Origin of the sequence: Algoriphagus aurantiacus, assembly GCF_035156405.1 — a bacterium.
In the GTDB taxonomy this organism is placed as follows: Bacteria; Bacteroidota; Bacteroidia; order Cytophagales; family Cyclobacteriaceae; genus Algoriphagus; species Algoriphagus aurantiacus.
The window spans coordinates 208,044-220,523 of sequence record NZ_JAXRUT010000001.1 but is presented as its reverse complement, the minus strand read 5'-3'; the positions used below and the strand labels follow the sequence as shown (position 1 = coordinate 220,523).

6 protein-coding genes are annotated in these 12,480 nt (G+C 41.5%); 1 reads left to right on the top strand and 5 read right to left on the bottom strand.

The window, feature by feature from the left end:
- Positions 1 to 101: 101 nt before the first annotated feature.
- The 5 genes from SYJ56_RS00900 to SYJ56_RS00880 form a co-directional block, all read right to left on the bottom strand.
- Positions 102 to 509, bottom strand: coding sequence for a hypothetical protein (locus SYJ56_RS00900; protein WP_323831545.1), 408 nt, complete (start codon positions 507 to 509; stop codon positions 102 to 104).
- A gap of 257 nt (positions 510 to 766) precedes the next feature.
- Positions 767 to 1,813 carry a family 43 glycosylhydrolase gene (locus SYJ56_RS00895; protein WP_323831544.1) on the bottom strand — a complete coding sequence of 349 codons (1,047 nt, stop codon included), beginning with the start codon at positions 1,811 to 1,813 and terminating at the stop codon, positions 767 to 769.
- Between the two features lie 90 nt (positions 1,814 to 1,903).
- Complete coding sequence (locus SYJ56_RS00890; RefSeq protein WP_323831543.1) at positions 1,904 to 2,608, bottom strand: DUF3823 domain-containing protein; 705 nt, start codon at positions 2,606 to 2,608, stop codon at positions 1,904 to 1,906.
- A 22-nt stretch (positions 2,609 to 2,630) separates the two neighbouring features.
- Positions 2,631 to 4,499, bottom strand: a complete 1,869-nt coding sequence (locus SYJ56_RS00885; RefSeq protein ID WP_323831541.1) for a RagB/SusD family nutrient uptake outer membrane protein — start codon at positions 4,497 to 4,499, stop codon at positions 2,631 to 2,633.
- A 16-nt stretch (positions 4,500 to 4,515) separates the two neighbouring features.
- Positions 4,516 to 7,638 carry a SusC/RagA family TonB-linked outer membrane protein gene (locus SYJ56_RS00880; RefSeq protein ID WP_323831539.1) on the bottom strand — a complete coding sequence of 1,041 codons (3,123 nt, stop codon included), beginning with the start codon at positions 7,636 to 7,638 and terminating at the stop codon, positions 4,516 to 4,518.
- A gap of 650 nt (positions 7,639 to 8,288) precedes the next feature.
- Between SYJ56_RS00880 and SYJ56_RS00875 the strand changes: the two genes are divergently transcribed.
- Positions 8,289 to 12,374, top strand: a complete 4,086-nt coding sequence (locus SYJ56_RS00875; RefSeq protein WP_323831537.1) for a two-component regulator propeller domain-containing protein — start codon at positions 8,289 to 8,291, stop codon at positions 12,372 to 12,374.
- Positions 12,375 to 12,480 lie beyond the last annotated feature (106 nt).

The following is a 12,480-nucleotide window of genomic DNA, read 5'->3' as shown; positions in this document are numbered from 1 at the left end:
CCCCGTAACCTCGCAGCGCCATGGGCGCCAGAATCACGTCCACCCCGGGCTGATCGGAGGTTTTTGGGAGGTTTCAGGCTCACGAAAATCTTGGGCATGATTTATATTGTGCCAGCGATCCTGATCCCGTTATCAATCCGTAGTTCTTCTGCATCCCGAATCATCATAGGGTACTTCTTCCCAGCCCCATTCGCCATTGACATCCTTCGAAAACAATTGTTCTCTTTTTGAATCCAAGCGGAGATATCACCGAAATTCCCGGTCAAGCCGTTTTTCTGGCGAATCAGATATTCTTTTAAAAATCCCTCAGGTTTCACCTCACATACGGGAAGCTTAATCAGTGCACTTGCCGCTAATGGTGCCCGATTGCTGATGTAGAATTCATTTGTGTTTTCTGTGGGTATTCGGTCAAGGAAAGTTACCTGATTACTTGAATCACTCCCTGTATTATAAGAAACCAACCCAGCACTAATTATTGCTATTGTTACTTTAAAGCGGTTTTTTAACATTTACAATAGGTTTTGGGATAGTAAATTTCCCTGATATCGCTACGCCTTGTTTCAAACTAGGTTTGATTTTAGTAGTGTTTCTAGTGTATGACTTTTTCATAATAGGTTTGGGTTATTGTTAGTGAAATAATTGAGTTTAGATACCAAGGTAATAATGAAAATCTATAATGACCTTGATTTTTACGACAATACTTCACAATGCCTCCAACCCTTATCCTATCTATTTACCCTCCTCTTTTTCAGATTCTTGTATAAAACTATTTTAAAACGGGGGATGCCTGTGAACTAATGCTTGGCTTATTGCCAGCAATACTTGGCCATCCATCTGTCCAGATGATCTTATCCAAGAGCAATACGCGCCGATTTGTCCCATTCCCAAGTTTTGGCTTTTGCTTGTCCATCCCATGATAAAGAAACCATTCTTGACCTGCATCATCAAGGACTATCTCAGCGTTGTGACCTGGTCCGGCGTAGCCAATATTCCCTTGGTTACCGCTCACGACTGAAGTTCCGGCATCTGTGTTAAGAAGATTGTTGTCATTTTTATCCACATAAGGCCCTTCCAAATTCTCCGATCTTCCCACTAGAACTTTATATGTGCTATTTGCCCCTTCGCAGCAGGTTCCTGCAGAGCCAAACAGGTAATAATACCCTTCTTTTTGATAGACATAAGCAGCTTCCAGATGGCTGCCGGCAACTTGGATTTTCTCTCCAGTTGGCTTTTTACCATCCTCGGTCAATTCAGTTAAAAACAAACCATGAAAGCTTCCCCATATCAGAAATTTCTTTCCGTTTTCTTCTATATAAAAAGGATCTATGGAATTTGTAACCCCGATTTCTTCAGAATCAAATACTTTACCCTGATCTACAAATGGTCCTTCGGGCTGGTCGGAAATGGCCAGTCCTACCCCAGGATTGGGGTCACCCCAAGTAGAAAAGGAATAATACATATAAAACTGATCTCCAACCTGCGTGACATCCGGTGCCCAGATCCCTCCTTTATCTTTCCAATCTGGCTTATCTGACATGGAGTTTCCCACTACTTCCCAATTCACCAGATTTTTTGACTTGATAACCGGTACCAAATGGTAGCCTCCTTCTTCTCCCCAATTGTCTTCAGTGCCATAGGCATAGAATTCATCACCGACTTTCACCACCGTAGGATCAGCTAATACAGGCTCAAATACTGGATTTGTATAGGTAAGCGTGTCGGTAATTATTGGAATATCTGGAGTGATAGTTTGGCTCTCAGATGATTCGGTGCAAGACCCGAATACTAGGATAATACAGAGTAGAAGATACATGTTATAGCTTTTTTTAAACATAATAAAAAAAGCCGGGTCGCCCAGAACCCATCTCACTGGCTGGGCACCCCCGGCATATCCATAAGAGGCTTATAGATTTACTTTTACTATTTCTGAGAAAATCATATCCTCAACGCCTTGAATTCTTACTCCAACTCTAGCGTATGCATAGTTCTGTGTAGGTACTCTTTCAGGTACTGCGACTTCCAAAGCAATTGCAGAAAAATCCTCCAGATCGCCTCCACCTCTATTAGTAGTAGCGATGCTGGTACGATTATCCACAAATGATGTCTTGCTTACATAAAGTGAAACTTCCTGAATATCTCTGGCATCGTCTCCGGTGATAATCTGATCCAAGTCAAAGGTGGCCGAAACCATTTCACTTCCGCCACTGATCGTAACATTACGAACCATATAATACGGCATCACCTCTATGTCCATCGTCTGACTTCCAGTGAGGTTGACAGGAATAGTGTCATTGCCTGTTTGGTCATTGGTGATTTTCATAAATGGTCCCTGATTATTGGGAATGATCATTTTGTAATCTCCCTTGAAAAGAAGAGAAGAATAAGATCCATCCTGATCCACCGCTACACCAATATTTCCCAGACGCTGCCAGCCTGATTCCCAAAGCTCGATGTAGACATCATTGTAGCTAACGCCTATTGGCTCACCCTGATAAGTTATTCTGCCATCTAATTGGAAGTTGGGCTCGTCGTAATTGTCAAATTTGCAGGATACAAGGGAAGCTGCTATCCCCATCATTCCCAGTATGTTTTTGAAATTTAATTTCATGTGATTTTGAGTTTAGAGGGATTTATTGATTTGGATTTCTGACAATCTTCGGATTGTTGTTCCGCACATTGTCACCAATAAATGAATAATAGTTACCCAATCGGAATCTGTGGGCATTGAACACTGGTGCAGGAACGAATTCTTCGAAGATCCACTTGCCGTCATTTGGAGAACCAGGCTCATAGTATTTGTAAGGCTTCAGGCCGAATACTCTCGTGCTTACAGCCAATGCATCACTGGGATTATTCGTCAGATCTGTGGTCACACCATTCCAAATCCTGTGTGCCAGTCTCCACCTTTTTTTGTCCCAAAGAATATGATTCTCAAATGCCAACTCGACTTTACGCTCATGTACGATTCTGTCAAAATCAATTTCACTAGAAGTCAGATCGACCGGAAAACCGGCTCTTCTTCTCACTTGATTCATATAATCAGCAGCTTTCTCTAGCTGACCAAGTTCAAAGGCAGCTTCAGCAGCATTCAATAAAATCTCAGCATATCTGAATCTCACCAACCAAACTGCCGAACCTGTACCTCTTTGGCCGGAACCTACAGACGTATCCACATATTTTCTTAGATAAAAACCGTTCTGGGCTGACCATTCCAGCTGGTCGATAGGTCCATCAAAACCAACTACCTGTACCGAAGCATCACTTCCTGGAAGTTGTGCCTGTCCGCCTAGCTGCCCTGAAGTAATCACAGATCCGTCTTCTAACTTATATCCAGCCCAAATATCCACTTCCTGCCCTCTAAAAGTAGAGCCTGGCACTACCACCGTTCCCATTAATCTTGGGTCTCTTCCTTCGAAAATATCCATAGGATCATCGTAGTAGATTGGATTACCTGAAGCATCTTTTGTTGGTAGTTCTGCAAAGGTATTGTCCAGCAACTCATATGACTGGATCAAGTTAAGCGACGGATTCATCTTACCGCCAGAGGTGTTTTCTTCACGCAGAGAACGGGGGATAGTTTCTATCGTGAAGCCATGAGTTCTTCCCTGCACTAGAAAGTCTTTTGCCATAATCACCTCATTATTAGAGGTTTTGTTTAGGAAAATATTAGTGTAGTTTTCTGACTTGTCCGGATCCTGATTATACAATTCATATGTGCCTAATCCCATTACTTCCTCAGATGCATTCAAGGCAGTGGTATAATACCCATCAGCCATTCCAGCAGGAATTCCCACTTCTCCTCCTGGTAGAGAAACCTCAGGAGTCAATTGACCATAGTTGGCGATTGATCCTGCGTATAAAGCTGCTCTTGAAATTAATGACAGCGCCGCGCCTTTTGTCGCTCTAGATTTGGTTCCGCCATTTGGAAGATCATCTTTCACTTCCTCCATTTCAGCAATCACGAAATCATAAATCTCATGCTCCTTGGCTCTAGGGTACTGTAAGTAGGTTGGATCACCGCTGTAGTCATATTCTAGAGGCTCCAAAATCAACGGTACACCTCCCATTCGCTTCACATGCTCAAAGTAAACCATCGCACGGATAAACTTGGCTTCAGCAAGGAATCTGGCTTTTGACTCAGCAGAAATCTCAGTGGCTTCTTCGCATTTCTGAATGAAAAGGTTCAGGTCACGGATATAGCCGTAATTCCACATTCCCCAGTCACCATAGCCGTATTCTTGGTTTTGATGTCTCCAATAATCGCCTGCATTGCTAGCAAAAGTCTCATCGAAATTGGCGTATTCCCACCAATTTTCCAGGCCTTGATAATCTGGAAGCCGATTGTACAAATCAGCCAACACAGAAAATACCAGGTCGTCATTTGCCCAAACCTGATCTTCTCCAAGAATATCAGTGGGTTCTCTATCCAAAAACTCGTCATTGTTACATCCTGCAAATGCAAGGAAAATAACTAGGTATATATATCTCAAATTTTTCATTGTTCGTTCGGGTTTATTAGAATGACACGTTGAATCCTACATTCACCACCTTGTTCTGTGGATATTGCAGGCCATTTTCATCTGCTACTTCAGGATCAATTCCGAACTGGTGTACATTATCCAGTGCAAACAGGTTATAGCTACTCACAAAGACACGGGCTCTTTGCATATTCCATCTGTTCAGTATTTTCTCTGGAAGGGTATAACCTAACTCGAGCGTTCTCATTCTCAAATACTTTACATTGGTGAGCCACCAAGTGGAGTTTTTGTTATAGTTGCTATGTCCTCCGGTATTGAACCGAAGTGGAGGGTTTTTCCCGGGAATCCATTCGCTGTTGATATCCAGAATATCCTCTCTGTGGTAGCGATCATCATACATGGAAGCCAATAAGTTTCCACCATTTTGATATGGCCATCTCATTTCCCAGTTTTGGTTGTAAGAGTACATTCCACCACCTGAGAAGTCGGCAGTCAGATCAAATCCTTTATACTGAAAATTGAAGTTTAAGCCAAAGTTCATACTTGGAAGTGCTCCTGACTGGTAGCCGATTGGGCGCTGATCGAATCCATCGATTTTGCCGTCTTGGTTCACATCTTTATAAATAAAATCTCCAGGAAGTAAGGTTTTATTGCCTTGATCGTCAATGTTGACAGGATAATCATTAATAGCTTCGAATGACTCAAACTGGCCGATTACTTCATAGCCCCAGAAGATGCCGTTGTATCTATCTTCACGGGAGTTTCTGTAGTGATCCCAAGAGGAGCTGAAAGTTGGGTTATAGGATTCCAGGAATTTACTTCGTGAATAAGAAGCGTTTGCTCCAATTCTAAATACCAGATCCCCTGCTTTTCCATTCCAGTTTACTGCGATCTCTGCTCCGGAATTAGAATCGGAATTTAGATTCTCATCTGTCAGCCCATATCCTAGTTCCAGCGGTAGGAAGATATCATTTCTTACCCCTCTCAGCCCTGTTCTTTTTCTTTGGAAATAGTCTATAGCTCCCGTGATCTTCCCACTGCCAAAAGAGAAATCCAATCCTATATCAGCGATAGTCGCTATATACCATGAAAGGTTGTCGATAGGTTGACCGGTATTGGCAGATCCTTGGATATTTTCTCCATCTACTATTACCGTAGATGCACCATATCTATATCCTGTGAGGTAGTCAAAAGGACCGATGCCAATATTATCATCTCCAAGTTGTCCATAAGATGCTCTAATTTTCAGTTCATCCATGTTTACACTCGATGAGAAATTATCCATAAATCCCTCTTCTGAAATTCTCCAACCAGCAGACACTGATGGGAAATATCCCCAGCGGTTTGCCGGGGAAAACTTCCAAGAAGCATCTGCTCTACCTGCGATTTCCAGCAGGTATTTGCCAGCGTAATCATAATTCACACGACCTACATAGCCGATTCTAGCTTCCTCTTGGCGTTCGTCATTATAAGTATCCGTATCGGCAAACCGGATGATATCCAAGAAGTTGTTTGTGGGCACAGAGTGCAGGAAGTTAAATAGACGGGTACGGTCGATTCTTTCATTTAGGAAGAACGCGGCTACATTATGATTTTCTCCAAAGGTTTTCTTATAATTTAAAGACAACTGCCATACGTTTTCCATGATCTTAGTTTGTCCTCGGTCACGGTATGGGTTGTCATTTCCACCAGATCTGAAATATTCATCTGTCTCAGGATTATACCCATATACATCATAGGTGTATTCGAATGTGTTGAACATATTGTCTGCCAAATAGTAGGAGTACATTCCCTTCACCACCAGATCTGGAACGATCTCATATTCAGCGGTAAAGTTTGTCTGTAGCACCTGCCATTTATTTTCATAGAAGCCTGTACGATCATAGTTCAACAGCGCCCAGTTGGTCTCGATGTTGTTGATGTTGGCAGGGTAGTCTGGATTGTCATTAGCGTACGGACGTTCAGTAGGTCTATTTCTAAAGAGCGCAAACCTAGGCTGCCAATAGTCATCACCTCCAGGAACACCAGGGTTTTCCCTATTTTCAATCCTACCATTGATCTGCATACCTACTTTTAACTTGTCAGTAACATTTGTATTGATGTTGGATTGAATGTTTGTTCTATTGAATTCAAATTCGTCAGAGAATACTGATTTCTGATCAAATCTTGTTACCGATAAATAGTAGTTGGTACGTTCAGATCCACCAGAAACCGACGCATTGAAATTACTTTGAGGCGCGTTTCCCTGGATTATAAAATCTCTCCAGTTGAATGACCTGTAGCCGTACTCAGTGCCCTGATTCCACTTTTCCAGTTCCTCCGCAGTAATGTTTGTATTTCCAAATTGGTTGATATCTGCATCAGCCTTACCCAACATCCATTCATAGGCATCTACCCCATCTGGAAATCTTGACCAGTTTTGCACCCCATAATATCCGTTGATATTAATTGTTGGTGTTTCGCCACGTTGGCCTTGCTTGGTTTTTACCACTACTACGCCGTTTGCTGCGCGGGATCCATACACTGCCGCCGATGCATCTTTCAGAATTGTGATACTTTCTATATCTCCGGGAGCCAGGTTGTTAAATTGTCCTTCATCCTTCTGAATTCCGTCGATTACGAAAAGTGGCGTTCCCATATTTCTGATCTGAAGCCATGCTCCTGCTCCCGGGCGTCCATCAGGCTGTCGGAAAGAAAGACCGGCCATTTTACCCGCCAAAGCCCCTGAAACTGTAGCTGAAGGCACTTTGTCTATATCCCGGCTCGTCACATTGGCAATGGCACCGGTGATAGTTTCTTTCTGCTGCTCACCATAGCCTACTACAATCACCTCATCGAGGCTACCAAGATCACTGACTAAAGAAATGTCAAGGTTGGTTTGATTGTCTATCAGTATTTCTTGGGTTTTGTAGCCAATAAAAGAGAGTCTTAGTGTAGCATTATCACTTTTAAGTGTGATCGCAAATTTACCGTCAAGATCGGTGACGGTACCATTGGTAGTCCCTTGCTCCAGGATACTAACTCCAGGTAATGGCTCTCCGGAGGATTCCTCCAGGACGGTTCCGTGGATGGTGGTGCCTGTCTGCCCCATTAGCGGTAGTATCGCTAGCATTCCTATGAGGAGCATCAGGCTAGATTTCATGAGAAGAAGTCTTTTCATATGATTTCATTTTGGGTTAGAAATTATGTAATAAATAGGTCTTCGGTTTTGGCAATATTTTCCCTGCTGCCTTAGAAAAAGGCAGTTTTCAAGAACTAGAGAAAGGGGATAAATACTGCGCTAGCCAAGGATGACTAGGTGTACTGCCAAAGGATTTGGCTAGGTCGGAGTTATACTTTCTATCATAGATTAATTGTGGGTTTAATGTAAAATATTAGTCTCCGGTGTTTAGCAAATTCACTTGATGAATAGCATTTCTACCGATTGTATAAATGTAAATTTTACCCCAGCGAGCTTATATTAAAAATGCTTCAAAAAATGAAAGAATTACCGCTATTCATTTTATTAATAACTGTTTAAATCTCATTTGTAGAAATATAATTTTGAATTGTATATAAAATGTAACAATAAATTTTATGGTATAGGCTCATAGCAGATGCTTGCTTCTAAATTATTCTGAATAGGTACAATCTTAGAAAAAATGCTTTGCAATCGATTTCGGAGAGCGGAATCGATTTCGGATGGTTTGTAACTTTTCAGTCAGCAAATGAAAAGAATTCTCCAATTATGCATCAGAGTCTGTAAATATTAACAGGAAAATGAGCCAGCTGAGTGGATTTTAATAATTTCAAGTATATAACCCAAATCCTATGACCTTGTCAAAAAGTGTAGTGGCAGGTTTCTTAAGCCTCAGTCTCTTCCTATCGATTATAAGCCTTGGACTAGCGCAAGATAAGCGCTACTATTTCCGGCATTATGACATCAATTCAGGACTTTCACACAATTCTGTTTTTTCCATTTTTCAGGACAGTCAGGGATTCATGTGGTTTGGCACCAAATACGGTCTCAATAGATTCGATGGGCAACGATGGAAAAACTATAATTCAGACTCCAAAGGTGATCCGGCAACTATCCTGGGCAATGACTATGTGCATGCGATCCATGAAGACCGTGACGGAATTTTGTGGTTGGGAACAGACGAAGGGATTTACCTATATGATAAAGCTCTGGAAACATTCACACCTTTTCCATATAAAACCGCAGATGGAAAATTTCCTACAGACATTATTTCTTCCATAGCTGAGGATAAGTCTGGTAACATCTGGATTGCAGGTAATAACCATGGGCTCTTTAGATTTGATTATCAGAAAAAAGAATTGGTACTACTAGCACATGATTCTTCTAAAAAGGGCAGTATACCATCAGGTCATATTTCATCAGTAGAAGTTGATGATCAAAATGTGGTTTGGATCGGAGTGATTGACAAAGGAGTGGGACGGTACCTTGAAGACAGTGATACTTTTTCTTTTTATATGGACGAGGAAGGCAAGCTTTCTCAGGATCAAGTTTTGGGTTTGCATGACTGGGGGGATTTTATGCTGATCGGTACCAAAAATGCCGGAGTGAAAAAACTTGAAAAAAGCAGTGGCAGGATTTCGGATCTACTCACAATGGACGAAAATGGCAATCCAATTTATGTCCGTGCGATGTTTCAATTCAGCCAAAATGAACTAGGAATAGGTACCGAATCAGGACTGTTCATTTATGATTTCGTCACCAATACCTATCAAAATCTCAAAGAAAATGCGGATGATCCATACTCACTTGCCAATAATGCCATCTATTCACTTTGGAAGGATAGTGAAGGGGGTATCTGGGTTGGCAGCTATTTTGGTGGGATAAATTACCTGCCTAACCAGTCAATAAAATTTGAGAAATACTATCCCATTACGAATGCCAATACCATAAGTGGAAAGCGTGTCCGGGAGATGGTAGGAAATGGTGATGGCAGAATATGGATCGGAACCGAAGATGCTGGTCTGAATCTTTTTGATCCAAAGACTGGAAAATTTGAGCAGCTGCCGACAGGCGACTTAGACCATGAATTACCCTATAGAAATGTCCACGGTCTGGCTAAACAAGGGGATAAGCTTTGGATCGGAACATTCAATACAGGTGTCAATATTCTCAATACCAAAACTGGGAAAATCAAAAAAATCACTTCTAATACCAAAGGGTCAGGACTGACCAATGATGATCCTTTCTCTATTCTAAGCGACAGCAAGGGTAGAATGTGGGTGGGAACTCCCTCTGGACTATTTCTATATGAGAAGGAAAAGGATAAGTTTAGAAAAATAGATCAGTTTGGTAATTACTTTGTCTATGATCTTCTCGAGGACCATTCTGGGATAATCTGGGCTGGCACTTACAATGACGGTTTGATGCGTTATAATCCCGAGACAGAAGAAACAAGGCAATTCATGCCAGATCCATCCAAACCTGACAACATACCTCATCAGACGGTAATCGATGTCTATGAGGATTCAGCACTTACGATTTGGGTGGCTACTACTGGTGGGGGATTTGCCAAATTTAATGAAGCCGATCAAATCTTCACATCCTATACTATCGATAAGGGGTTTCCAGCCAACACGTATTTCAAGATTCTGGAGGACAACTTTGGATCACTTTGGCTCAGCAGTAATAAAGGACTAATCCAGTTTGACCCAGAAACTAAAGTAATGCGGCTATATGATGAGAAAAGCGGTCTAATCCCGAGTCCATTTAATTACCGCTCAGGTTACAAAGCTGAGGATGGCACTATGTACTTTGGATCGCAGGGAGGATTTATTTCCTTTCATCCTGAAAAAATAGAGGCTAGTAATTTCAAGCCCAAACTTATTTTCACAGGGATAGAGTTGTTCAACCAAGAAATCCCAATCGATTCGGTCGATGGAATTCTTAAAAAATCCATCATTAATACAGACAAAATATCATTGATGTCGCATCAAAATTCACTGACTTTTGAAGTAGCATCCTTAGGGTACACCAATTCTCAAAATTGGAATTTCACTTACCGAATGAAAGGTTTGGAAGATGACTGGACACAGATGGCCGATTCTCATACGATTTCTTACTCTTATTTGCCTCCAGGTAATTACTCGCTTCAAATTAGGTCACCACAAAACCAAGATTCCGATACCTATCAGGAAGCAGAGCTACAAATCGAAATTCTCCCACCATTCTACGAAACCCCGACGGCTTATGCGTTCTACGTAATTCTGACGATTTTGATAGTTTACTGGTTGATTACCCTATATAAAAACCGGGTAAACAACCGCCACCAAGTACAGATCAAACTTCTTGAAGCTGAGAAGGAAAAGGAGTTATATGAAGCTAAAATCGAGTTTTTCACTAATATCACACACGAAATCAGGACGCCTCTGACCTTGATCAAAGGGCCTTTAGAAGATATTCTAAGTAAGGATCGCAATTGCGATGCAGAAGTGAAAAATGACTTACTGATCATTGAGAAAAACACTAATCGACTCATTGATCTCAGCAATCAGCTGCTTGACTTCCGCAAGACCGAGCAGCGGGGATTTAAATTGAGCTTTCTCAAAACTGAAATCTGTGGAATTCTGGATGAGCTTTATATGAGGTTCAAAGTTACCGCAGGTCAGTCTGGGTTAAATTTTACATTAGAAAAATCCACGGCTACACTTTTTGCGGATGTGGATAAAGAGGCAGTTATTAAGATTCTCAGCAATCTTCTAATCAATGCACTGAAAAACGCTGAGAGCATGATTCATATCCGGATGGACTATAATCCTGCCAGTCCTTCCGTGTTCCAAATCGAAATTTCCAATGACGGAGATCTTATTCCTAGGGAAATGGCGAAGAAAATCTTTGAGCCCTTCTTTCAAATCGAGGATACCAATGCATCAAAAGCTAAGCAAGGCACGGGACTGGGGTTGCCACTGGCACAATCTCTCGCGGAAATGCACCATGGATCGCTTTCATTGGCAAATGACCCTGCGTTGAACAAATTCGTCCTAGAGCTCCCAATCAAACAAAAAGAAGCAATTCAATTCCATGAAGAACATCCCCCTCTGATTGAATTAGAAATCAGTGAAGAACGGGAGGAATCGGCTACAGGGTCTGTGAAACCAAAGAAAAAAAGTAGTCTTCCGGCTATTTTATTGGTTGAGGACAATAAGGAATTGCTCCAGTTTCTGGGTGAAAAACTAAAAGGAAAATATGTTATTCACAAAGCGGAAAATGGTCTTTTGGCTTTAGAAGTATTGAAAAAAGAACCAATCGATCTAGTGATCTCAGACGTAATGATGCCAGAGATGGATGGCTATAAACTCTGCGAACATATCAAGTCAGACCTGGAAACCAGTCATATTCCAGTGGTACTTCTTACTGCCAAAAATAACATCAATGCAAAAATCACCGGACTTGAAATGGGGGCTGATGTCTACTTAGAGAAACCTTTTTCTTTGGAATTTCTGTATCTACAAATCAAAAACCTGCTTCAGCATAGAGATCAAATCAAAAAGGCGTTCGCCAGCCTCCCTCTTGTAAATTCAGACACCATCGCCTATACCAAAGCGGATGAGGAATTTTTGAACAAAATCAATGAAGCAATTTTAGCAAATATTGAAAATGAACTCTTTGGCGTCTCTGAACTTGCCGATCAACTGCACATGAGTCAGTCAAGCTTGCTACGCAAAATCAAAGGAATCTCCGAACTCACTCCTAATGGCTATATCCGCCTGGTCCGCTTAAAAAAATCTGCAGAATTACTTGGTGATGGACTCCATAGCATTGCCGAAATCAGCGAAATGGTCGGCTTCAACAGTCCATCCTATTTTACCAAATGCTACCATAAACATTTTGGAGAGCTTCCAAAAGATTTTGGCAAGAAGGCGGATGTATTGGATTCCTAAACTCAATGTCGCATAGACCACACACTTCGGTTAAAATTCATCCATAAAAACCTCACAAGTGTAAATCAGCGCATTATCAAAATCCAAGCTTTCAAAAAGAAGGGAA